This window comes from Bacillus safensis (assembly GCF_039619585.1).
Lineage (GTDB): Bacteria > Bacillota > Bacilli > Bacillales > Bacillaceae > Bacillus > Bacillus safensis.
Map to the genome: position 1 here is coordinate 269,668 of NZ_CP154909.1, position 24,085 is coordinate 293,752.

At 42.5% G+C, this 24,085-nt stretch carries 24 protein-coding genes; 16 read left to right on the forward strand and 8 right to left on the reverse strand.

What is annotated here, in order from left to right; genetic code table 11:
- Positions 1-226: 226 nt before the first annotated feature.
- Genes AAYR28_RS01485 through AAYR28_RS01495 form a run of 3 tightly spaced genes read right to left on the reverse strand, consistent with a single transcriptional unit; the run spans position 227 to position 2,577 of the window.
- Positions 227-883, reverse strand: coding sequence for a response regulator (locus AAYR28_RS01485; RefSeq protein WP_120208461.1), 657 nt, complete (start codon positions 881-883; stop codon positions 227-229).
- Positions 880-2,094: a sensor histidine kinase gene (locus AAYR28_RS01490; RefSeq protein ID WP_120208459.1), complete on the reverse strand. Its 1,215-nt coding sequence runs from the start codon at positions 2,092-2,094 to the stop codon at positions 880-882. Before AAYR28_RS01490 ends, AAYR28_RS01485 begins: the two co-directional genes overlap by 4 nt.
- Before the next feature lie 18 nt (positions 2,095-2,112).
- The gene (locus AAYR28_RS01495) at positions 2,113-2,577 is read right to left on the reverse strand and encodes a DUF1453 domain-containing protein (protein ID WP_224427073.1); all 465 of its coding nucleotides are present in this window, start codon (positions 2,575-2,577) and stop codon (positions 2,113-2,115) included.
- 159 nt (positions 2,578-2,736) lie between these two features.
- Between AAYR28_RS01495 and AAYR28_RS01500 the strand changes: the two genes are divergently transcribed.
- Positions 2,737-3,666 (forward strand): aldo/keto reductase, encoded by a 930-nt coding sequence (locus tag AAYR28_RS01500; protein ID WP_024424368.1) that lies wholly within the window; start codon positions 2,737-2,739, stop codon positions 3,664-3,666.
- 32 nt (positions 3,667-3,698) lie between these two features.
- Here the strand turns inward: AAYR28_RS01500 and AAYR28_RS01505 are convergent, their stop codons facing one another.
- Positions 3,699-4,664 carry a sensor histidine kinase gene (locus tag AAYR28_RS01505; protein WP_120208457.1) on the reverse strand — a complete coding sequence of 322 codons (966 nt, stop codon included), beginning with the start codon at positions 4,662-4,664 and terminating at the stop codon, positions 3,699-3,701.
- An 11-nt stretch (positions 4,665-4,675) separates the two neighbouring features.
- The gene (locus AAYR28_RS01510; protein WP_024424366.1) at positions 4,676-5,377 is read right to left on the reverse strand and encodes a LytR/AlgR family response regulator transcription factor; all 702 of its coding nucleotides are present in this window, start codon (positions 5,375-5,377) and stop codon (positions 4,676-4,678) included.
- Positions 5,378-5,538: 161 nt separating this feature from the next.
- On the opposite strand from AAYR28_RS01510, the gene AAYR28_RS01515 reads away from it, so the two are divergent.
- From AAYR28_RS01515 to AAYR28_RS01525, 3 genes are all read left to right on the forward strand, one after another.
- On the forward strand, positions 5,539-6,279 hold the full coding sequence (locus tag AAYR28_RS01515; protein WP_025092774.1) for an ATP-binding cassette domain-containing protein: 741 nt from the start codon (positions 5,539-5,541) through the stop codon (positions 6,277-6,279).
- Positions 6,279-7,454 (forward strand): ABC transporter permease, encoded by a 1,176-nt coding sequence (locus AAYR28_RS01520; protein ID WP_024424364.1) that lies wholly within the window; start codon positions 6,279-6,281, stop codon positions 7,452-7,454. The genes AAYR28_RS01515 and AAYR28_RS01520 overlap by 1 nt, the downstream gene beginning before the upstream one ends.
- A gap of 129 nt (positions 7,455-7,583) precedes the next feature.
- Entirely contained in the window at positions 7,584-7,922 is a 339-nt protein-coding gene (locus AAYR28_RS01525) for a hypothetical protein (protein WP_103132614.1), read from the forward strand.
- 187 nt (positions 7,923-8,109) lie between these two features.
- Here the strand turns inward: AAYR28_RS01525 and AAYR28_RS01530 are convergent, their stop codons facing one another.
- Positions 8,110-9,171: a DUF4352 domain-containing protein gene (locus AAYR28_RS01530; RefSeq protein WP_024424362.1), complete on the reverse strand. Its 1,062-nt coding sequence runs from the start codon at positions 9,169-9,171 to the stop codon at positions 8,110-8,112.
- A 527-nt stretch (positions 9,172-9,698) separates the two neighbouring features.
- Here AAYR28_RS01530 and AAYR28_RS01535 point away from each other — a divergent pair.
- Complete coding sequence (locus AAYR28_RS01535; protein WP_024424361.1) at positions 9,699-10,127, forward strand: cell wall hydrolase; 429 nt, start codon at positions 9,699-9,701, stop codon at positions 10,125-10,127.
- Between the two features lie 119 nt (positions 10,128-10,246).
- A complete protein-coding gene (locus AAYR28_RS01540) occupies positions 10,247-11,026 on the forward strand; it encodes a glucose 1-dehydrogenase (protein WP_025092777.1) in 780 nt (259 codons plus the stop codon).
- Between the two features lie 20 nt (positions 11,027-11,046).
- Here the strand turns inward: AAYR28_RS01540 and AAYR28_RS01545 are convergent, their stop codons facing one another.
- Together AAYR28_RS01545 and AAYR28_RS01550 are read right to left on the reverse strand one after the other, a co-directional pair.
- Positions 11,047-12,087 (reverse strand): acyltransferase family protein, encoded by a 1,041-nt coding sequence (locus tag AAYR28_RS01545; protein ID WP_345808912.1) that lies wholly within the window; start codon positions 12,085-12,087, stop codon positions 11,047-11,049.
- A gap of 210 nt (positions 12,088-12,297) precedes the next feature.
- Positions 12,298-13,290, reverse strand: coding sequence for an LLM class flavin-dependent oxidoreductase (locus AAYR28_RS01550; protein WP_120208456.1), 993 nt, complete (start codon positions 13,288-13,290; stop codon positions 12,298-12,300).
- Positions 13,291-13,696: 406 nt separating this feature from the next.
- Between AAYR28_RS01550 and AAYR28_RS01555 the strand changes: the two genes are divergently transcribed.
- From AAYR28_RS01555 to AAYR28_RS01600, 10 genes are all read left to right on the forward strand, one after another.
- Positions 13,697-14,299 (forward strand): TerD family protein, encoded by a 603-nt coding sequence (locus tag AAYR28_RS01555; RefSeq protein ID WP_024427228.1) that lies wholly within the window; start codon positions 13,697-13,699, stop codon positions 14,297-14,299.
- A 20-nt stretch (positions 14,300-14,319) separates the two neighbouring features.
- Positions 14,320-14,901, forward strand: coding sequence for a TerD family protein (locus AAYR28_RS01560; protein ID WP_024424356.1), 582 nt, complete (start codon positions 14,320-14,322; stop codon positions 14,899-14,901).
- Positions 14,902-14,942: 41 nt separating this feature from the next.
- Entirely contained in the window at positions 14,943-15,521 is a 579-nt protein-coding gene (locus tag AAYR28_RS01565) for a TerD family protein (RefSeq protein ID WP_120208454.1), read from the forward strand.
- A 140-nt stretch (positions 15,522-15,661) separates the two neighbouring features.
- Complete coding sequence (locus AAYR28_RS01570; protein ID WP_024424355.1) at positions 15,662-16,441, forward strand: TerC family protein; 780 nt, start codon at positions 15,662-15,664, stop codon at positions 16,439-16,441.
- Between the two features lie 99 nt (positions 16,442-16,540).
- Positions 16,541-17,728: an HpcH/HpaI aldolase/citrate lyase family protein gene (locus tag AAYR28_RS01575; protein ID WP_326134916.1), complete on the forward strand. Its 1,188-nt coding sequence runs from the start codon at positions 16,541-16,543 to the stop codon at positions 17,726-17,728.
- Positions 17,718-19,049 (forward strand): phosphoribosyltransferase family protein, encoded by a 1,332-nt coding sequence (locus AAYR28_RS01580; RefSeq protein ID WP_034283219.1) that lies wholly within the window; start codon positions 17,718-17,720, stop codon positions 19,047-19,049. Before AAYR28_RS01575 ends, AAYR28_RS01580 begins: the two co-directional genes overlap by 11 nt.
- Entirely contained in the window at positions 19,042-20,151 is a 1,110-nt protein-coding gene (locus AAYR28_RS01585) for a cysteine protease StiP family protein (RefSeq protein WP_046313744.1), read from the forward strand. The genes AAYR28_RS01580 and AAYR28_RS01585 overlap by 8 nt, the downstream gene beginning before the upstream one ends.
- Positions 20,148-20,963 carry an HAD family hydrolase gene (locus AAYR28_RS01590; RefSeq protein ID WP_120208450.1) on the forward strand — a complete coding sequence of 272 codons (816 nt, stop codon included), beginning with the start codon at positions 20,148-20,150 and terminating at the stop codon, positions 20,961-20,963. Before AAYR28_RS01585 ends, AAYR28_RS01590 begins: the two co-directional genes overlap by 4 nt.
- A gap of 70 nt (positions 20,964-21,033) precedes the next feature.
- Positions 21,034-22,650, forward strand: a complete 1,617-nt coding sequence (locus tag AAYR28_RS01595) for a YceG family protein (protein WP_041116552.1) — start codon at positions 21,034-21,036, stop codon at positions 22,648-22,650.
- Between the two features lie 14 nt (positions 22,651-22,664).
- Positions 22,665-23,759: a toxic anion resistance protein gene (locus tag AAYR28_RS01600; protein WP_034283225.1), complete on the forward strand. Its 1,095-nt coding sequence runs from the start codon at positions 22,665-22,667 to the stop codon at positions 23,757-23,759.
- Positions 23,760-24,085: the final 326 nt, after the last annotated feature.

A 24,085-nucleotide genomic window follows, 5' to 3' on the forward strand; every position in this document is an offset into this window, starting at 1 on the left:
GTTAAAGGGGAAAATATCCTAATGACGATTTGCACTATTCATTCTATCGAAATTCATTCATGATGAGGAATAGGTTTTAGTCCCTATTTTTGATCATTTTTAACACAATCACCTATAAAATAAGGAATTAAATAAGCATAATATACTAGTTAATAAGTATTGATTTATAGATTTATTTTAGGTTTTAAATGTTTTTTGTATAAAAATCTTGAAGTGAAGGCAGTTTTTATTTCACGAGGCGGTGCCGGATGGCGAAGACGACAGCCTGTGTACGGTCTTGTGCATTGAGCTTTTGTAAAATACGGTGCACATGCGTTTTTACCGTACTTTTGCTGATAAATAATTGATCAGCAATGTCTTCATTCTTTAAGCCATAGGCCATTTGCTGTAATACATCGCGTTCACGTTCTGTGAATGATTCGTGAAGCAGATGAGTGTGATGTGTATCATTTGCCTGCTGAAGAGCTCGTGCCATCATGTGCTCAGAGGCTGCCGTTCGAAATACAGCTTCACCAGCAAAGGCGGTACGGATGGCCTCAATTAATTCCTCAGGCATTGTATCCTTCAGCAAATAACCGACTGCCCCTGCACGAATTCCGTCAAAGACGTATTCTTCCGTATCAAAGGTCGTGAGAATCACAACTTTTACATCTGGATGCTTTTTTAAAATGTGCTCTGTTGCTGTGATGCCATCCATTCCAGGCATTTGTACATCCATCAGCAGTACGTCTGGTGTGTTGATCGAGCAAAGCTCAACCGCCTCCTGACCGTCTGACGCCTCCCATATGACGTCAATATCCTCTTGAGCGCTTGCAATATAACGAAATCCTTGGCGAATCAGCGGCTGATCATCAATAATGCCAATCTTAATAGGGTTTGTCATGTCTCGGAGTCCTCCTTTATAGGAATTTGAACATGGATACAAAAGCCGTGCGGCTCACGTATGGACGTCTCGAGGGAACCGCCTGCTGCGTCACACCGTGCCTTCATGCCTGACAGTCCAAAGCCAAATGAAATATCTTTTTCGCTGGTCAAATATCCATCGTCTTCAATGTTCATCATCAGCTCATGCTGGTCGTTAGATAGTGTAATGGTCATCGCGGTGGCTTTGGCATGGCGAATTGTATTGGTGATGGCTTCTTGTAAAATGCGGTAAAGCAGTTCAGATACGGAGAGCGGCCATTTTTTATACGTAAGCTGCTCTGTATGAAAGTGAATGTCAAGCTCACCCGATATCTCTCCTTGCTTGATGAGGCTGCGAAGTCCGGCAAGTCCGAGACCTGCATCATCTGACGCCATATGATGAACCACAGAACGAACTTCGGTGAGACAATTTTTAGAAATATGGATCAGCTCCTGAAACGTCTGCGTCATCTGCTCTGGTTCTTCCTGCTTTAAACGGTAGGGCAAAGACTGCAGCTGGACAATCATCGAGGTTAATTGGTGACCGATACTGTCATGCAGGTCACGTGCAATTCTGCTTCGCTCCTCCAGCACTGCAAATTGGAGTGACTGAACGGTCGCTTCTTCAAGCTCCATATGCGCCTTTTTCAATTGTTCATGGGCTTCTGATAATTCCTTGTGAACCAATTGCAGTTCTCCGAAGTGTTCTTCCTTTAATTCCTGTTCACGCCGACGCATTCTAGAAATCAAAACAAGTGTATACACAAGCAGTTGGAATAGCGGGAGAGTGATCACCATGTTCCAAGAAAAATCGTTTATATAATAGCTGATCCCACTGGTGAAAAAGATGATAGCAAATAGATAGGGATGATGCGCCTCTGAAAAACGAAAAGCGATAAAGCCGATCATAAAAAAGGTCAGTCCAATACTGTCTTGAATCTGACCTGTCACCAGCCACAAAAGATGTGTCAAAATCCACATCAAGAGGAGCATAGAAAATTGCTTTTTAGGTGACAGCTTGCTTTTTGGAAAAAGACAAAGGAGAAACACCAAATAGACGAAGGTGCGAAACACCAATTCGCCTAATGAAAGGGGCTCATACATTTGAATATACATATAGGTCAAAACAAGGCCTAATACGAATTTCCGCCTTATTTGACCTAAAAGCTTGAGTGGCTGCTGAAGGTTCATATCAAAAACTCCTGTCTGTCAGTTAATAGCAGCAGATGCCTTGATGTTCATATATCTTTTTAAAAGAATAAAACGTAAGCCGATCATACTGCCGATTGGAAGGAATGTCAGGCCATTTGCGAAAATGATCAGGGAATGACCGCCATCCTGTACAATTGAACCTACTGTCATCCGGATAAGGATGATTCCGATGAAAAAAAGTGTTCCATAAAGTGAGCTGGCGGCGGTGATACGTCCCGACTGTTGATCATATGTTACTTTGTATAGTTTACCTCTCCATAGACCGATTGCAAAACCTGCGAGTGCAAAGACAATCATTGCAAGCAGGCTCATCGCCGTGATTTCAATATGCTGGGTAAAGGAATAAGAGAGTGTGCCTAATAAAATGAGCGGTCCTATGAGAAGCCTGATGGGGCGGATTTCTTTTTCCTTGCCTGTTCTTAAAAGCAGAATAATCATAATGATGACAATTTGAATGGTCATGACAAGATCTCCTTTTCGTTTTAGTCTATCTTCATCATACGCATCTTCTATTTTCGCGGCGTCCACCCGCAGGTTGATTTTTAGAGAGCGGTATACTTGAATGTTGGAAATGGTTCGTGGGAAAATAAGGATGATTATGTAGATAAGGGAGATGAGCTTTTGAAAAAGGTAACGCTTGGACGAACTGATTTGCAGGTAAATCCGATAGGGCTTGGTACGAATGCAGTAGGTGGGCATAATTTATTCCCGAATCTTAGTGAGGATGCTGGACGGGAGCTTGTGGAGACCGCTCTTGATCAAGGTGTCAATTTCTTAGATTCTGCTTTTATTTATGGGCTGGGCCGTTCAGAGGAATTAATCGGTGAGATCATTGCCAAAAGAGGCGGCAGAGAAAAGCTTGTCCTTGCGACAAAAGGAGCTCATAAGGAAGTAAACGGGCAAATTGAACTTGATAACAGCCGTGATTTCTTAAGAGAGCAGGTTGAAAATAGCCTGAAACGACTGCAAACAGATTATATTGATTTGTACTATATGCATTTCCCAGATGGACGTACGCCGCTCGAAGAAGTAGCAGGCACATTAAAGGAATTGAAGGACGAAGGGAAAATCAGGGCAATCGGTGCATCAAACCTTGATTTTGAACAGCTTCAAGCCTTTAACCGAGATGGTTACTTAGACGTGCTTCAATCAGAGTATTCTCTACTGAAACGTCAGGCAGAGCAGGATCTTCTTCCATACTGTGTCGAGCATGGGATCTCCTTTATTCCTTATTTCCCATTGGCGTCAGGCTTGTTGACTGGGAAATTTACAAAAGATGCGACATTTGATGATATTCGAGCAAAGGACCCGCTTTTCCAAGGCGATGCTTTCCTTTCAAATCTCGAAAAAGTAGACAAGCTGAAGGCCATTGCTCAATCAAAGAATGCAGAAACAGCACACGTCGCACTCGCTTGGCTCTTAGCGCAGGATGGCATTGATGCTATTATTCCAGGGGCAAAACGAGCAGACCAAGTGCTGCAAAACCTAAAAACAAACGATGTTCAATTAACAGAAGAGGAAATCAATCAAATCGATAAGATCTTCTCTTAACACTAAAAAAGGTGCAGCTATGCACCTTTTTTTTATGACATGGTGAGAGGGATTTTGATGACGAGCCGCAAATTTGGAGAACGGTAAGTGAAATCAAGCGTACCGTCTGCCTTTTCAACAAGCTGTTGAATGATATACGTCCCCATGCCTTGATGATCGCCGCCTTTTGTCGAGCGGCCAAAAGTTTTGAACAAATGATCTAGCACGTGTTTTTCCATACCTTTTGTGCTGTTTTCACAATGGATTAAAAATAGCCCGCTCCGAATAGAGGTCGTGACCGAAATGCTTCCCTCTTTTCCGGCTTGCTTCGCTTCAATCGCTGCATCTAGAGCATTATCAAGCAGGTTGCCAGTAAAACTAACCTGATCCGCCTTTGAAAAAGGAAGCGATGAAAAGGGTGCTTGAAGGTCTAGTGAAAGTGCAATGTCCTCTTTCTCAGCCCGCTCCAAAAAGGGATGTAGGGTTGAGGCTAAATATGCATTTTCTCCTTTAATCCATGGGAAATGTTTGACGTATTGCTGAATCAAATCTTTGATTTCATGCTCGTCGTTCGATGCGGAAAAGGCATTTAAATGTCTGGCTGTTTCATGATGTTTACTGCGCAGCTCAAGAAGTAATTCGTTGGTTCTTGATTCTGCGTTTATGAGCTCTTGAAGCTGTCCATTTAACTGTTTCTCTGTCTGCATCACCTTCAATGAGAGGATATCGATTGTCACCATCATGATGAGCGCCAAAAGACAGCTCAGTCCATTCGGTTGCGTTAGAAACAGCAAAAGACCTGTGCAGGTAATGAGTATAAAAGCGCCTAATATCACATCACCGCTCGTATGAGGCAAAAATCTTTTGTACATGAAAAATGTATAAACACACACCGCGCAAAAGGTAAGAAGCCACAACACAATGGATGAAAGCGGCAGAAAGGCTTCAGCAGCTGCATGAAACGCAAGACCTAACCATATGAGAGCATAAATGCGAAATCCAAGATAGAAAGCGTTCACGTTCGTTCTCCTTAAAAATAGTATTTCTTAAAGAATTCTAATTGCTGCTTGGTCATCATGGCTTTTTTATCTGTACCTTCAAAAGACACGATATACGAATTTTTAGCATACGCCGAGAAATTCTTAATGTAATGAATATTAATGATAAACGATCGGTGGGAGCGGATAAAATCCTTTTCAGCCAGATCGCCTTTTAGCTCATTTAATGTCTGATAGGTCTGGATATCTCCTGTCGTTGTTACGATAGTTGTTGACCGGCCTGTTCGCTCAACAAAAATAACATCCTTTTTCTGGAGCACATGAATATCTGACTGCTGCTTAATGAGAAGCCGTCCATGAATGCTCTTCTCCTGCTTGGTGGACATATAACGCTCTAAGCATTTGGCAATTCGATCAGCTTGGTAGGGCTTCATAATATAATCATGTACATTCAAATCAAACGCATGGACCGCATATCCACTGTTTCCTGTCACAAAGACCACATCGACATTCAGTGCGTGAGAGTGAATGAGGTCCGCTAATTCATAGCCGGACATTCCAGGCATTTCAATGTCAGCGAACAACAGATCAATGTCTCCTTTTTTGACCTTCTCATATGCATCCTCTGCTGACTGCGTGACAAAGATGATGTCCACAGCCTCCATCCTGCCTACAATGGCGTGCAGCTTTTCTAAATCTACTCGGTAATCGTCGACGAGACCTACTTTTATCATAAAAATCACCTATGACCATTCTTATTATTTGTCTATTTTACCATTTGTTTTTTTGAAATAGATCATTTCAAGACAGAAAAAGGACGTTTCGCGACATTTTTATATCAGGCAAGCGTTATTTTTTCTATCATAGACTTAGAAAGTTGAAAGGGGCGAACCACATGATTACTCTCAGCGATTGCAGCTGCTGGTTTAAAGATAAGAAAAAAGTCGTAAAAGCGATGAAGCACATGACGTTCTCCGTGAAGGAAGGGGAAGTCGTTGGCATTCTAGGAGAAAATGGTGCAGGAAAAACAACATTATTGCGCGCCGTAGCCACATTATTAGAGCCTACACACGGAACAGTCACTGTCGCAGGCTTTGATACAGTGAAAGAAGCAACAGAAGTGAAAAAGCGGATTGGTGTCTTGTTTGGCGGAGAGACGGGGCTTTACGATCGTTTGACGGCAAGAGAAAATCTTGAATACTTTGGCAAATTATATGGCTTAGATCAGCATGAAATCAAAGCAAGAATAGAGGATTTGGCAAAGCGTTTTGGGATGAGACAATACATGGATCGCAAGGTGAAAGGATTCTCAAGAGGAATGAAACAAAAGGTGGCGATTGCCAGAACGTTAATTCATGATCCTGACATTATTTTATTTGATGAGCCGACAACAGGCTTAGATATCACGTCGAGTAATATTTTCAGAGATTTTATCCATCAGCTCAAGCAGCAAAATAAAACGATCCTCTTTTCAAGCCACATCATGGAAGAAGTCAGCCAGCTTTGTGACAGTGTCATGATGATTCATCAAGGAGAGCTTGTTTACAAAGGGACACTTCCAGAATTATATGCACAGGAACAAAGTGAAGACTTGAACTATATCTTTATGTCGAAGCTCGCTAGGGGGATTTCATAATGTGGAAAACCGTCTTTTTGAAAGAAATGACAGATGCGCTAAGGGATCGAAAAACGTTGCTCTTAACCGTACTGATTCCTCTTTTGACCATGCTTGGGCTGGTGTTCTTTTATGAAAGCATGATTGCAGATCCAGGGGATAAAGCCTATACAGTCGCCATCAATGAACAGCTTCCTGCCGAAATGAACCAAATGATCAAAGAGGTCAAAAACCTAAACCTTGAAACATTTGATGATCCGCAGCAGGCCGTCAAGGATGGGGAGGCAAATGCTTACCTGGAAATGCCGAAAGAGGCTGGCGATATGCTCAAGCATCAAAAGCCATTCGCCATTAAAATTCATGGTTATACGACAGATGATGATTCGGTGATCACGGTTCAAATGCTGCAATCATTGCTGGAGCAGTATCAAAATCAAGTAGTCGAGAAGCGTTTAGCAGCGGATCAAATCGATACGTCCGTTATTCATCCGTTTGAGGTGCAGTCCGTTGATGTAGAAGAAGGTGATGAAGGGGAAAACGGAGTGACCGCTATGCTGTTGTCAATTCTCCTTCCAATGATTTTGGTGACCTCCGTCATCTCAGGTGCTTTGCCAGCTGCGCTTGATATTGTAGCGGGTGAAAAAGACCGAAAATCCATTGAAGCGTTGTTCCTGACACCGGCCAGCAGACTCCAGATTCTCATCGGAAAATGGCTCGCTGTCTCCATGTTCGGGATTTTAAGTGGAATTGTGGCGATCGGCATGTTGCTTCTATCCACTTTGCTCTTTACAGAAAAGCTGAAGCAAGCTCTGAACTTTGGTGATCAAATGTGGAGCATTATCGGCGTTATGTTTGCGGCGCTTATCATCTTCTCCTTCATGGTATCCATGATTGAATTGCTGCTCAGTGTGATGTCGGGCTCAGTCAAAGAAGCGCAATCGTACATGTCCATGATCATTACACTAGGTGTGCTCCCAATGTTCTTTACCATGAGAGCAGGTGCTACGCAGCTAGATACGTATTACTTTGCCATCCCATTCCTCAATATTCATGCGCTGTGTAAGCAATTGATGTTTGGTATCATCGATCCAATGTCCATCGCCCTGACACTCGGCTCCTCAGCCTTGGCAGTCGTCATCCTGTTTGTCATCGTCAGAAGCTTGTTTATGAAAGAGAAATGGATGCTTGCGAAATAAAGAAAACTTGCAGATATATTCTGCAAGTTTTTTTATATTCAGAGATTCATATAAAAGAGGCTTGCGATAGCATGATGGAAGAGGAAATGATATAATTATCCTAATTTTACCAAATAAAGGAGTTCGTATATGTCTTATCAAACAGATGACGATGATGTGTTAGGACTATGTAATATATATGCTCAGCAAACACATCATTTTGAAGCCTTTATTTTGGGAAACAGGGTAGGTTTATTAGAATTAAAAAATGCAATAGACAAGGCTTTAGAAACCGGTAGTTCTACTGCAACGTTATTCCCTTCTGATTATGAGGGATATGATGTCTATATTGCTTTAGTAGACGATGAGCAAAGGTTTGAAAAATTAACAACTCCTTATGTAGAGGAATACGCACAAGAGGAAGATGCGGTTGATCCAATCGAGATCATGAAAGAATATGAAGCTGAAAAGGGGAATTCTTCTTCATGAAATATTCTCGTTATGAAAAAAAGCTGGACCTCACTATATTAATAGTAGCAGCCATTACTATATTTATGGTGGATATTCAGTGGGTGTGGTTGTCGATTTTCTTGCTTTCTTCTCTGTATTTCGGAATCAAATATAGGAAACAACCGAAATAAATTAACAAAAAACCCCCGGAATCGGGGGTTTTTCTTTAGTTCTTGATGAATTTCTCAACTAATGAGCTTGTTTTGTAGTCGTTCAAATCAAGTTTCCATTGGTCGATATCATTTTTCTTCATGTTGACTTCTACTGTTTCTTCAGAAGATGATGGTCCTAATTTTTTAAACTCATCTGGGTAAATTGATAGTAAGTATTTTTGCGCTTCATCATAAGAAGCTGAACGGTTTTTGCTGTAGAACTCAGTCGCTTTCTCTTTCAAACGATCGACAAGCGGACTTGCATCGATTGGTGTCAGAGTCACAGTCACGACAGCTTTATCACCACTGATGGATTTTGTTTTTGTTGAAACTTTTGATTTTTCAGCTAATGTTTCTTTCACAGCTTTCAGTAGCTTATCAAGGTTTTCGTCCTTCGCTGAGCTAGAAGAAATACCTGAAGAAGTGATGTAACCTTGTTTGAATGATTTATCAAATTCGTTCACAACAGTTGATTTGTTATCACCTGTTAGTTTTTCGAAATCATCGTTTTTCTTACCAAAAATCATCACATCAATATAAGAAGAAAGAGCTTTTGCAGATGCTTGTAGTGTATCTGCTTTTTTCATTAAGTCTTTTCCTTTAATATCGAATTCTAATGTTTTGTCATCTTTTTTCGATCCGCTTCCTGGCTCTGTGTAAACAAGCTGGTAGTCCTTGTCTTTGTCAACAACAAAGAAAAGACCGCCTTTAGTCACTTTGTCTGCATTTAAAGAGCTTGAAGATAATACTTCGTTATAGTCATCTGGAGAGATTGTAGATACCTGTGCGTCATCTTGGTAAAGCGTGAAGTTGCTTTTATCAACATTGAGAGGCTCTTTGCTGATATTTTTTACAGATACATTCACTTTTAGTACATACTGATCATCCTGTACAGATGTATCGTATTGAGGTGGTAATGTGTACTCAGCACTTTCTACCTTTACCTCTGCTGCATCAAGAGATTTTTTGGTATCGTTTTCTTTCGCAGCTGTTTTGTCTTTTCCACCACTACAAGCAGCAGCGACAACAGTGACACACAAGATCAGAAGAAACAGGGATAATTTCTTTTTAAACATGGCGTGTTTTCCTCCTCGGGTTTATGGTGAATTTCATTGAAAAGCTGTAGTTCATATCATTCTTTTTGCACAAAAAGAAAAATACTGTATGTTTTTTACTGTAGAATGAAGCGAAAGTACTGTCAATACCTCAGTGCGTTTCCGAGGTTGATTGGCTTCAAGTAGTAAAAATGACACTAAGTTGAGAGGAGAAACTTGTAATTTATTATTTGATATCTCCTGTAGAAACTCAACATTTTATATTTTAAGGTTTTGAGTCGGATTATTGAATAGGTTCAAATGACTGTTTTTGAAGATGATGTCGCAATTAGAAGGATTTTTATGACTTGTAAATGAGTATATAGTAATGAATATTTCTTCCTGTTATGTATATGGTCACTTGGTTTGAGTGTTGTTGGCAGCGAGACACATGTCCAGCAAATTTAGACAGGCTGCCGACACTGAACGTGCTTTTTCATGTCAAAATGGCAGTCATCTACACAGAAACGCTACATAAAATAAAAGAGAAACGAACTGGAGGTGGAGGTATGGCAGTGGTAAGAGCGACAAGCTCTGATATTGATTTAATGGCCAGACTGCTGAGAGCGGAGGCAGAAGGTGAAGGGAGGCGAGGGATGCTGCTCGTAGGAAACGTGGGCATCAATCGTTTGCGTGCCAACTGCTCTGACTTTAAAGGGCTGCGTACGATTCCACAAATGATTTATCAGGAGCATGCATTCGAAGCGGTCACGCATGGTTACTTCTATCAGCGAGCACGAGAAACGGAAAAAACACTTGCGCGGAGAAATATTAACGGAGAACGTTTTTGGCCGGCAAAATTCAGCCTTTGGTATTTTAAACCGCCTGGCGATTGTCCGGCGACTTGGTACAATCAGCCGTTTGTGGCAAGGTATAAGTCGCATTGCTTTTATCAGCCAACCGCCGAAACGTGTGAAAATGTTTATAACACCTTTTAGCTTGATGAAACGCACAACCCTCTTCGAGTACAAATGCAGAGGGTTGTGTTTTTGTTTTTTTCAAAATGGGTAACCATTGTGTATCAGCAAGATGAAGCACGTGAATGGAGGAAATGAAGATGTATCAAGATTTAAAAGGGAAAACAGCCATTGTCACAGGTTCTTCAAAAGGAATTGGACAAGCGATCGCATTGCGGTTTGGACAAGAGGAAATGAATGTGGTTGTAAACTATAAAGGCGATGAAGATGGAGCTGAAGAGACCGTACAAGCCATTCAGAAGCACGGAGGTGGGGCGGTGAAAGTACACGCAGATGTCTCCAAAGAGGAAGGCATCCAAGCCATCATGGATACAGCACTGGAGCATTTCGGTACAGTAGATGTATTCGTCAATAATTCAGGCTTCAACGGCGAAGAAGCGATGCCGCATGAGATGACGCTGGAGCAATGGCAAAACGTCATCGATGTGAACATGACAGGTGCATTTTTAGGCGCAAAGGCTGCGCTCGCCTATATGATGGAGCATGACATCAAAGGATCTATTTTAAATATATCCAGTGTCCATCAGGAAATTCCGCGCCCGTTCAATGTTCATTATTCCACTTCAAAGGGCGGAATGAATATGATGACGAAGACGCTGGCTCTTGATTATGCCGAAGCAGGTATTCGAATCAACGCGATTGCGCCGGGTACCATGGCAACCGAATCGAATGATGATTTACAGGATGAATTGAAAAAACAAAAGCAGCTTGAGAAAATTCCGATGAGAACCTTTGGTGAACCGAAGGAGATTGGGGCCGCTGCTGCATTCCTCGTTTCTAAGGAAGCGGCGTATATCACAGGCACCACCTTATTTGTAGATGGTGGAATGACACTTTATCCTTCTCAAATCAATGATTAATCCAAAAAACATCCGCCTGTTCATCCGGCGGATGTTTTTTGTTCGTAGCGTTGAGCGGCTTTGGCTGGTTTGCCGAGCAGCATCGGGTATTTGCTCAGGAAGGAGATACATGGCACCATGAACAGCAATGTGCCAATCGTATAAAAAAGTGTCCAAGAGAGCTGTGCTGTATCAGCAATATTGATACCGAGTCCATAAAAAACAAATGCTTTCATGATATCGATACCGGCAAACTGCAAGACAAGAATGACAATAGAATTACGTCCTAGATACGTCAAAATAGGGGATGTTTTCAATTTAAAGCTTAAATAAATCACGGCAGCTGAACCGAGCAGAGCACATGCGTAGAAAATAAAGAGATCACCGTAGTCGTTGACGCGCATATCGATCCGTGAATTAAAGCTTTGCATGTAAGCCGTTAGCACAAGCAGACCTGTACATAAAAGAAGGGTTGGATCTGTTTTTAATTCCACAAACCATTGCTTTGCTAAAAATCCAATCGAATAAAATACAACAGCCGTCAAGGCGACATGGGCGTTCCAAGGAAGACTTTGATCTAAAAGCAAGGTAGAGGCATATCCAGCACCTCCGCAAAGAACAGTCAGCAAGATCACGGCAGCGGGTTTTCCTTTAGAAAGACGATGCATAAAGAAAAATAAAATTTCCACTAAAAAGAGCGTCGTTAAAAACCAAATCGCTGGGTTATGTGTGAGTCTTGCTTCATCTGCATTGGATATGAAAATACCTGTAAACGGAACGAAAGGATCAATATCCGTTTGTCCCTTGAATGCGAAAAAACGGGTAACGGAGAACCAAAATACATACGTAATGATGGAGAAATAGAGATAGGGCAAGAGTAAGCTTTTGGCTTTTTTCTGAATAAATGACAAAGCAGGGGATGAGGATGATCGAAACATCATGCCTGATAGTAAAAAGAAAAGCGGCATATGAAAAGAGTAAATGAATTGCTTGAGCGAATCTGGAATGGGCACATGCGCCATGACCACGAGCAGAATGCCAATTCCTTTAGCTGCATCAACCCAATCGAGTCTCTTTTTCATGTCTGTCATCTCCTTCTTTCTCAGCGTTGTAAACCGTTCATTGAATATGTACCTCTACTATATAAAAGGTACACCTCTTATGCGTTTACAGTTCGCTAACGATTAGAAGACACATTTGCGATCAGATGACAGACGGAAGGATTTTGACATCTTGATGTTACATTTCCCATTTTTTATGACAATGTAAAAAAGAAGCCTGGAAAGCTGGCTTCAAAATAATTCTGCTATTCTCATGAAGGAACGTTGTTTTTCGATCGGATCAAAGGAATTGTTCAGAATCATGATGTCATCCGTTTGATAGCGGTCCATCAAGGTCTGTAATTGCTCTTTCACCGTTTTCTTCGAGCCTACAATCATCCGCTGGCGGTTTTGCAGCACTTTTTTCTTTTCCTGAGTGGTGTAGTGATAGGCGCTTGCTTCTTCTATAGAAGGAACGCGGCTGTCCAGTCCCTTTTCAACACGAAGCAGCCATAAATCTGTACTGCTGGCGATCCTGTCTGCTTCTTCATCTGTTTCACCACAGATGACAAAGACGGCAAACATAGATTGTGGCTGCCTAGAAAAGACAGATGGAGAAAAGTGTGATCGATACGTCTCAAATGCTTGTGTGCCGCGTGCAGGATGGATAAAGTGGCCAAAAATATAGTTGATTCCAAGCTCCGCCGCCTGCATGGCACTATTTTCCCCCAGCCCAAGCAGCCAAACCGGCGGATGAGCATCAACAAGCGGAGCAGCTTTCACGCCTGCATGCGGATGACCAGAAGGCAGGCTGTCTGATAAGTAAAAAAGAAGGTCCTTCAGCTGGCGGTCAAACTGAGACAGATCTTTAGGCACGCCGTCCGTCAAAGCGAGCCTCGTCCTTTCGATCCCGCCCGGAGATTTGCCGACACCAATCTCAATCCGTCCAGGATAAAGGGCTTCAAGCTGCCGCGTGACCTCTGCTACTTTAAAAGGACTGTACTGAGGAAGTAAAAAACCGCCAGATCCGGTACGCAAGGTCGTTGTATGAGCCGCAATATGAGCCATTAATATTTCAGGCGCTGTACTAGCGAGCCCTCTTGTGCTGTGGTGTTCAGCGAACCAATAGCGCTCATACCCAAGCGTTTCAGCCAGCTGAGCCAGCTGCGTTGTATGAATCAATGTCTCCTGAGCAGACTGACCTTTAGGAATCGCGACTTGATCTAATATATGAAGTGATGGCATCATCAACATCCTTTCATCAACATGCTGAATATAAGTATAAAGAAATCCTTAGGTGGAAGGAAACGAAAGGGTTTATCCTTTGCTTTTATCTTTTCTATATCAACATATGAAACCACATCAATACACTCGTTATCAGCTAGAGCTGTTCATCGGGAACTTTCGACAATGTTTCACATGAAACACTTCATTAACGACATGAACCATTTCCAATGTGCATCTTTCGTTAAAAAAATATAAAGTGTTTGAAACCTATCTTGAACATAGATCGTATATACTAGTAAATAGAAAAAAGAGTAAGAGGCTCCAATGTCATTTCATGAATTTTGTCGAATTTTCATGTATGATGATTTTAATAGGGTCCATCGCTTAATAAATAGATTTTTATTATGCTGGAGGAGTGATTGATTTGGCGATTACATTAGAAAAAGGTCAACGTATTGATTTAACAAAAGGGAAAACAGGGCTAACAAATATTCTTGTTGGACTTGGCTGGGACCCTGTATCACAAGGCGGCGGATTTTTAGGAAAGCTGTTTGGCGGCGGAGGCGGCGCTGATGTTGATTGTGATGCTTCAGTGCTCATGCTGAAAAATGATAAGTTTACGGAAAATAAAGATTTGATTTATTTTGGCAACCTAAAGAGCAAATGCGGCAGTGTTGAGCATACAGGTGACAACCTGACTGGTGAAGGAGACGGAGATGATGAACAAGTCCTCGTCAACTTGAGCAAGGTGCCAGGTAACGTGAATAAATTGGTGTTTGTCGTGAACATTTATGATGCCCTTAGAAGAAACCAACACTTTGGTATGATTCAAAATGCTTACATTCGCATCGTTGATCGTTCAAACAATCAAGAATTAGTGAAATATAATTTAAAAGATGACTATGCAGGAAAAACTTCGTTAATCGTCGGGGAACTTTATCGCCATGAGAATGAGTGGAAGTTTGCGGCGCTTGGAAATGGTACAAATGATGCGAAGCTTGCAGATATTACGAGAAACTATATTTAAACAGAAGGGAGAGGTTCCTAGTGGGAATTTCTTTAGCGAAAGGTCAAAAAATTGATTTAACAAAAACGAATCCGGGTTTAACAAAAGTAGTCGTCGGTCTTGGCTGGGACGTCAATAAGTATGACGGCGGACATGACTTTGATCTAGACGCAAGTGTATTCCTTTTAGATGCGGCAGGTAAAGCAAGCTCTCCATCTGACTTTGTCTTTTACAACCAAACAACTGGCGGAGGCGGAAGTGTCGTACATACAGGCGATAACCGCACTGGTGAAGGGGACGGAGATGACGAGCAAGTCAATGTTGACCTTGCAGCTGTACCAGCAAGTGTTGAAAAGATTTCATTTGTCATTACAATTCATGATGCAGAAGCGCGCAGTCAAAATTTCGGACAAGTGTCTAACGCATATGTACGTATTTTAAATGCAGCATCGAATGAAGAACTCATTCGCTACGATTTGGCAGAGGATTTCTCAATTGAGACAGCCATTATTGTAGGTGAATTATACCGTCATGGCGGGGAATGGAAATTCTCAGCTGTCGGATCAGGCTATCAAGGCGGTCTTGCCCGCATTGCAACGGACTTTGGCTTAGATATCGGATAACGCAATAGTTTCCTATTTTCAAAGACAGGAGAGATACGAATATGGCGATTCAGCTTTCAAAAGGACAACGTGTCGATTTAACCAAAACCAACCCAGGGCTGACGAAAGTGATGATCGGTCTTGGCTGGGATACGAATAAATATTCTGGCGGAGCCGAATTTGATTTGGACGCTTCGGCTTTCTTGGTGGATGCAAGCAATCGTTGTCAGCAAGATACAGATTTTGTGTTCTATAATAACCTTCAGCATCCGAGCGGCAGTGTCACTCATACAGGTGATAACCGTACGGGTGAAGGAGATGGAGATGACGAGCAAATTCTCGTTGATTTCTCGAAAATTCCTGCTAACATTGATCGTATCGGAATTACAGTTACGATCCATGATGCAGAGGCGCGCAGCCAGAATTTTGGACAAGTCTCTAATGCATTTGTTCGTGTTGTAAATGAAGAGGGCGGGGAAGAATTGATTCGCTTCGATTTAGGCGAAGACTTCTCAATTGAAACAGCTGTTGTGGTATGTGAATTGTACCGACACGGAAGTGATTGGAAGTTTAACGCGATCGGAAGCGGATTCTCTGGCGGACTTGCAGCTCTTTGTCAAAATTATGGGTTAGAAGTGTAAATAAGAGAAACAAATCAGTTCAAGAGATGCTGTCAAAAGCTCATATGAGGGCCTTTTCCTAAGTGAGAAAGAAACAGCGATCAAGAATAGCAGCAGGCGAAAGCCTGCTGATGCTTCTACACTTATAGGAGGAAAACCAGTTGGACATTTTGAAACATATGTTGGATACATATGCCTCGTTTTTTGATTGGCATATGTGGGCAGAGGTATTAACAGACCCTGTCTCTTGGGGGCTTATTGGGACTCTTGTCGTGCTTGAAGGATTGTTATCAGCAGATAACGCACTTGTATTAGCTGTGATGGTGAAACATCTACCAGAAAAGCAGCGTAAAAAGGCATTAACCTACGGATTAATTGGCGCTTATTTCTTCCGTTTTCTATTCATTGGCGTAGGGATGCTGCTTATTAAGTTCTGGTGGATTAAGGTCCTCGGAGCTGCTTACTTAGCATGGCTTGTTATTAAGCACTTCTGGTTAGGTGACGGCGATGATGAAGCGAAGGAACTGAAAAAAGAAGGCTGGTTGATTCGAGTCTTTGGTGTGTTCTGGGCAACTGTTATTTCTGTTGAAATTATGGACCTTGCCTTCTCGGTTGATAGTATTCTTGCAGCATTCGCTGTATCTGAGGAAGTATGGATTCTACTATTAGGCGGAATGCTTGGAATTCTCATGATGCGTACAGTCGCACAGTTATTCCTTGTTCTCATTGATCGTATCCCAGAGCTCGAGAATACTGCGTTTATTCTCATCGGGATCATTGCGATCAAAATGGGCTTGAGTGCTGCTCACATTGAAATCCCGCATCTTGTATTCTTTGCGATTATTATCCTAGCATTTATCGGAACGTTTATCGTTCATAAAATCAATAAGAAGAAACATCAAGAAGTGACAAACGAAGCTGCGGCTTCAAAAGAAGAATAGGACGATCAAAAAGGAATGGAGTTGATTAGCGGCTCCATCCTTTTTTGAATCATCAAGTCATTTGTTCGATTTTCTCTCAACAACAGGAGGTGGCACAGCATGCGGTATTTTCAGTTTTTATCAGAGGCGAGGCAGCACGATATTTTTTTCAAACGGCCGGGGGCGATGCATTTGATGACGCCAAGGCACGTACTTGCGCATGCATTAGGTGCTACTTTGTATATGCCTGCGACAAGACAGGATATAGCAGACATGCTGCTGTCGCAGAAATATGAAGCGCTTTGCTCTGTTGTATTTTGTTTAGAGGATGCCATCGGTGATCAAGAAGTGGAAATGGCTGAACAGAATCTAGTGGTACAACTTGCCAAACTGTCGGACAAATTAACGCATACACCTGAAATGGCTGAACAAATGCCGCTTTTATTTATCCGGGTTCGTTCGCCGAAGCAGCTGCTCAAAATGGCAGCTTTGCTTGGTTCATCTCTTCGTTTATTGACGGGTTTTGTATTTCCAAAGTGTTCTATTCATAATGCGAAGGATTATTTGGACAGCTTGAAACAGGCGTCCGCACAAACGAAGACCACGCTGTACGGTATGCCCATTTTGGAAACACCCGATTTATTAGAAAAAGAAACAAGATATACGGTGCTGTCTGAGTTAAAGCAGATCATGCTGAATGATGATGAATATATTTTGAATATTCGTATTGGGGCAACGGATCTTTGCGGCCTATATGGCATTCGCCGTGATCGCGACACCACCATTTATGAAATCAGATTGATTGCTGATTTGATCACAGATATTATCAATTATTTTGGCCGTTCCTTTGTTGTATCAGGTGCTGTATGGGAGCATTTTGGCCCTGCACGAAAGGAACAAAAACCTTTCATCCGTGCGCTTTCTAAGGGTGGTGAGCTGTCCTTATCTGAATTCGATGACGTACAAGGTTTACTCAAAGAGACAAGACTCGATGTAGCCAACGGCATACATGGAAAGACAGTGATCCATCCAACACATCTCAAGCCAGTGCAAAGCATGTACGTTGTGACAAAGGAAGAGTACTTGGATGCATTAAGCATTCTGGAACATGCTGACGGTACAGTTGGCGTGATGAAGAGTGCCTTTTCTAATAAGATGAATGAAACGAAGCCCCATTACAGGTGGGCAGAGCACATATTAATTAAGTCAGACATTTACGGGGTGTTTCATGAAAATAGAAGCTATATCGACATACTCACAGAATCAGAAGCGGCATACGCTGAACATCTTGGAACATATGGAGGTTGAGCTTGACCTCAAAGAAGGTGCGCTCCAGCTGGAAAAAGAGCATCTTTTTGAGATGGCGGCAAGGGTGAACAAAAAAAGAGCCTTTTTATTCGTTAGTAAGGTGCTTGGAAAGCATATTCCTGTTCATCCAGTGAAACCGCTCCTTGTCTCGGGTCTTTTAGCGATGGCATATGCCAAAGAGCAAACGGGAAAGACGCCCCCGCACCAAGATCTTATCGTCGAGGCACTCAAGACGGATGATCACAAGGTGTTAACGGCAGCCTATGAAACACTCAAAAAAGAAAAGCTTTCAGCTGGCAATGAGCCTGTCGTCATCGGCTTTGCGGAAACGGCAACAGCCCTTGGACATGGTGTGTATGATGTGATAGAAGGCGCATCATACATTCATACGACACGTGAACAGCTGCTGGGTCTTGACCCGTCATTGGTATTTGAAGAAGAACATTCGCATGCAACAGATCAGCTTTGTTATGCAGACGAAGCATTCCTTCGCACAGACCGCCCCATCGTGTTAGTAGATGATGAAGTCACGACAGGCCGTACAAATATCAACATCATTCGTGACCTTCATGCAAAGTATCCAAGGCATTCTTATACCATTCTTTCCATTTTGGACTGGCGGACGGAGGAGCATGAGAAAGCCATGTGCCAGCTTGAAGAGGAGCTTGGAATTCACATCACATCATTGTCTTTATTAAAAGGGCAGATGATTTTTCGAGGCAAAACGCTCGATGAGCCAGCTTATTCGTATGAGATTGCGGAGCAAGAGAATCAGCCAAGTCTCTCTTTTCACTCTCTTCAATCTTTCTTTAAGCAAGTGCCGTATTCATTTTCTCATGCAGCGAATTCGGCGGGTCATTCGCCATATATACATGAAACGGGCCGTTTTGGTTTAAAGGCAGCAGATACGGAAGCGCTCGACCAAGCAGCTGCTGAAGCGGGATTGAGGCTGCGGCAGGAACGCAAAGGAAAACAAACACTCTGCTTAGGGACAGGTGAGCTGATGTATGTGCCGATGAGACTGTCTGCACACATGGGGCAAGGTGTTCTCTTTCATTCAACAACGAGAAGTCCTATTCACCCAGTCGAAAAGGATGGATACGCTGTCCAAAATGGGTTTACCTTTATGAATCCAGAGGATGCCCGAATTCAGCACTACGTGTACAACATTCCAAAAGGTGAATATGATGATGTATTTCTCTTTTTTGAGAAAAAGGTTTCTCAGGAGGCATTGCTTCCGCTTGTTCACTTATTTGCTGAGCGGCATGTGAAGCATGTGCATATTGTGACTTTATCAGACGAGGTGAAGGTGAATGGCTAATGTGTATACAAAGATGGGGAGCTATCCAGAGCAGGATGTAACCTTCTTACTCAAAGATTTATCCTCTATTGAGATGGAGAAAAGTACAGAAGAGCGGGAGCGTTCAATTCAGAGCGGTGCACATTATTCAGAAATGCTGCCAATTGAGTACAAACCAACGGCATCTTATATGACTTTATTCTATCAATCTCTTGAAGAAAGTAAGGAAAAGGTAGCAGAAGCAGTAGCTGTTGTAGCAGAACAGATTGTGAAGAAGCGAGGCTTCCAAACCGTGCTTTGCAGTTTGGCGCGTGCGGGGACACCGATCGGGGTGCTGATCAAACGATATATTCGAAAGACGTATGGTGTCGATCTGCCTCATTACAGCATCTCTATTATTCGCGACCGCGGAATAGACGAGAATGCACTGCATTATATGCTGAAAGAACATCCAGGTTTTGAAATTGCTTTTATCGATGGATGGACTGGAAAAGGTGCGATTTCGAAAGAGCTCCAAAAAGCTGTTTTTGATTTTGAAAAAAAGTATGGTGTACGTCTCTCGAGTGAGCTGGCTGTGCTGGCAGACCCCGGCTATTGTACACATGTATACGGAACGAGAGAGGACTTTCTCATTCCAAGTGCCTGCCTGAATTCGACGGTGTCTGGACTTGTCAGTCGTACGGTACTAAACAACCGCTGGATCAATGCCGATGATTTCCATGGGGCAAAGTATTATAAAGAGCTGCTCGATGAGGATGTGTCCAATCTGTATGTGGATACGATTGAAGAAGCATTTTCCAGCCTTGAACCAAATGTACAAGAGAAAGCAGAAACCATCCTTACGCAGGGGACGCCGGCAGATTGGCGGGGAATGGCATCCATTGAAGCAATCGGTCAGGAGTTTCAAATTGAAAATACCCATTTGATTAAGCCGGGTGTTGGTGAGACGACCCGCGTGCTGCTTAGAAGAATCCCGTGGAAAATCTTAATTCAGCCTGGATCTCAGGAGAAGCTGAAGCATATTTTGCTTTTGGCTGAGGACAGAGGTGTTCCTGTCATTGAATATGCCAATATGTCCTACACGTGCTGTGGATTAATTCGTCCGCTGGAGCAAACGTCATGAAGACATATGCATTTGCCAGTGATTTAGACCGGACGCTGATTTACTCACATCGAGTGCTTGAGCAGTATGCGTATGAAGGAGAGTACGATTTAGTTGAGGTGCTGGACGAAAGGCCGCTTTCCTATATGTCTGTTGAAACGAAAAAATCTTTGCATACGATTCATCAATCAGGCTGGTTCATTCCAGTGACGACAAGAACAACTGCACAGTATGAACGAATCACCTTCTTTGAGCAAGAGCTTAAACCTGAGTATGCTGTCACAACAAACGGGGGCTGTATTCTTCATCATGGCAAGCCGCTTGAGGATTGGCAGGCCATTGTTGATGAGAGACTTAGGGAGTGTATGCCAGTCAGAGAGATGCTGAGGGCGATCTCCGAGCTTCCAGTTGCGGCATGGGTGAAGCGTACCCGTACAGCAGAGGGAAGATTCCTTTATTTGATTATGAAAGAGGAGTATCTATCTCACATTCCGCTTGCTGAATTGAAGCTGTGGGGTGAGGAGAGAGGATGGCAGGTTTCTCTTCAGGGACGGAAGCTTTATTTTATTCCCCAGCCGCTTAATAAGTGGGATGCTGTTGCTTTTCTAAAGGACAGGCTGCAGCTAGAATACGTCTATGGTGCGGGTGATTCCCTGTTAGATGCGGGGCTCATTCGTCAGTCAGATATGGGCTTTGCCCCAAGACATGGAGAAGTTCTCGGCTTTGATCCAGAACTTGAGCCGACAGCAGCATCTGGCATGGCCGCAGCAGATGAAATCACCGCTTGTGTCATCGAGCAGATGATGAACGCAAAAAAGCCTTCGATTCGATAGCAGAAGTAGAAGGCTGAATGATATGATAGTAGTAGCTTTCGAGAAAATATAGGAGAAAGGAAGGAGCGGCGTGAGTTATAAAGAAATCAATGTCACCCATACACGGGCGGAGCAGGAAGCCTGGAAAAACGTGCTGAAAAAGCCGCTCCCTGAAAGAGACGGTTATGTAAAGGACGAGCATACGCTGTCCTTGCCGCGTCTCGCCGCCCGGGTCCTTGGAACTCCGCATGATGCAACCGATTATTTTATTTATTTACATGAATTATACGAAACAGACGGCATGCATATTTTAAGTGAAACACTCAATCGCCATATTGAGCCGGAGCATTTTCAAGCACTGCAGCGTATTCATTTGATTAACCAAGAAGAAAAGGGATTGTCCGTAAATCGCTTTGTGGCTTTTTTAGATGGTGAACAGCTGATTGTACGCCATCCAAACCCTGTGATGAACCGGCATATCCGTCTTTCATTGATCAAGGTGTTTGAGCATTTCAAGCAGCTGCACGAGGGTGGATTTCAGCATCCTGATTTCCGCCGGGTCCTGCTGGATGTCGTGAAGTTTTCAAATAATCATCTAGGTCCATGGCTGAAGGAAGTCAATATCGAAGAAAAAATGCCGGCTGTTATTTGGTATGGAGAGGCGAATAAAAGTCAGCTTTATTTTCTTTACTATGTCATGCTGATTGGCTGTGATGTTGTCCTATTTCATCCAGAAGGCAAGGATTCGTTCCGCGAATTAGATCCAGAAGAAAAGCTGACTTTTATTGATCAGTACCCGGGAACTTCAAAGCTTGAGCCGTTCCCTGCTGAAAAGCCTGAGAGGAAATCAACGGTGGCGTACCGCTCGACAAGAGAGCTTGAAGAGGTGCTTCACACGGAAGATTCAATGCTCTATAAGCCGTGGCAATTCAGAGATCATACTCCTCATTCCATTACACTCAAGACAACGTATGATGAGCTGTTTTTAATTGCAAAGGAACGATCCTTTATCCGCCCGAATTTCAAAGCAGACCGAGACACGATACAGATTCCAAACCTCTTTGCGAAAATGATGGGTGTCACACGAGACAAGCGTGAATACTGGGATCGCATTCACACGTTAATGGAAGGGAAAGAGACGAAGACCATTCGCCATTTTCCTTTTACGAAAGAAGTGACATCGAATTATCAATTTCATTATCAGCATGCACTTTCTTCTGCTGGAGAGATTGATCCTGACTTATTAATGAAAAGCAATGTGTGGCAGTTTTCTCATCTATATGAGGGTACGCAGCGTGCGATTGCAGAGGCGATATCTCGAATCTGTCAGCATCCGAAGCTATTAAAAGAAGGCAATGAAACCGAATTAGATGTCCGTATTTATTTATTCAAGCAGGTTCTGCATTTAAGCCAGGATCTCATTGAACTGATTCAAACCTTTGATTACGCACAAACCGTACCGAAAGTGATTTTATACCATACAGAATATAATGGTGAGCTGACTCGTTCTGATGCGGCCGCCCTGATTTTCCTAAATGAAATGGGTGTGGATCTCTTCGTATATCATCCGGCGGGATATCAGTGTATCGAACGGTATATCGATGACCAATTATTTGATACCCATTGGCTTGATGAGATGGTCATGAACCAGGAGTTTAAAGAGCCGTCCATCGTTAGAAAGTTATTTCAATCCATTAAAAACCGATAAGGAGATCAAAGCTTATGACAAATACAAACGGAAATGACATCATTTCAATTGATAAAGAGGAAATCACGATTGAGAAGGCAGACGATATTCGCGTTCAGCTTCGAAATGAACCAGAAGTGCAAAATATTGCGAGACAGATCGATGCGAAAAATCAGCTGGAACTGCTTGAATACGGAAAACAGCCGGCCGTTGAAATCTCTAAGTTCTCTGATCGTATCCTTTCAATGATGCGTTCAACAAGTGTCACTGACTCAGGAACAATGCTGACGCAGCTTGGCAAGATTATGGATCGCTTTGATAAAAATGATTTTGACGAACCGAAGGGTGGTTTGTTGTCAAAAATCTTTAAGCGCGGCGGCAGCATGATCGAAAAGATTTTTAGTAAATATCAAACCCTAGGTGCAGAGATTGAAAAAATTAATGTAGAAATTAGTAAATATAAAGATGAAATGACCAAATCGACTGTGACGCTTGAAGAAATGTATGAGCATAACATTCAATACTATATGGAGCTTGAAAAGTATGTCGTAGCCGGTCAAATGAAAATCGAAGAATTAAAGCAATTGGTTCCTTCATATGAAGAAAAAGCAGCTAGTGGAAACCAGCTTGCGCAGATGGAGCTTGATACGCTTCGTAATGGCATTCAAGCGCTTGAAGAGCGTGTGTATGACCTTGATATGGCAAGAATGGTGGCGCTTCAAACAGCACCGCAAATCCGTTTGCTTCAGCGCGGGAATACGAAATTAATCGGGAAGATCAACTCTGCCTTCATCATCACGATTCCAATTTTCAAAAATGGGATCATTCAAGCTGTTACAGCGAAGAGACAAAAGCTTGTGGCTGATTCTATGAGTGAGCTGGATAGAAGAACAAATGAAATGCTGAAACGAAATGCTGAAAACATTTCAAGTCAAAGTGTGGAGATTGCCAAATTATCTGGCCGTCCAAGCATCGACATTGAAACGATCGAATCTTCCTTTAATACAATTGTACAAGGGATGAAAGAGACGAAACAGATCGAAGAAGAGAACAAGCGATTACGTGAAGATGGAACAAAACGTATGCTTGAGCTTCAAGATAATATTAAGCGGGCTGCCCTAGAGTCCTAAAAAAACAAGCTGTCTGTAACTAAAGTTGCAGGCAGTTTTTTTATGAATTTAAATAAAATTTGAGGAAAAAGGTTTTTATGTGACCATTTTCGGGTAAATCCTGTTCAGGGGAATGGTTCGCCCATGATTCAAAAAACCGCTATAACGAGGATTCGACTTATTTTTAGCACAATCAGGAATTTCCAGTAAAATATTGTCTGATGAGAGGAAATACCCCGTAAAATATGTAGTTTATGAAGCATTCTATAGGATTTACGAGTAATACGGCGTATAAACTCTAATGACCAGACCTCTATATGGAATTCATACATATTGTGGGGAAATAA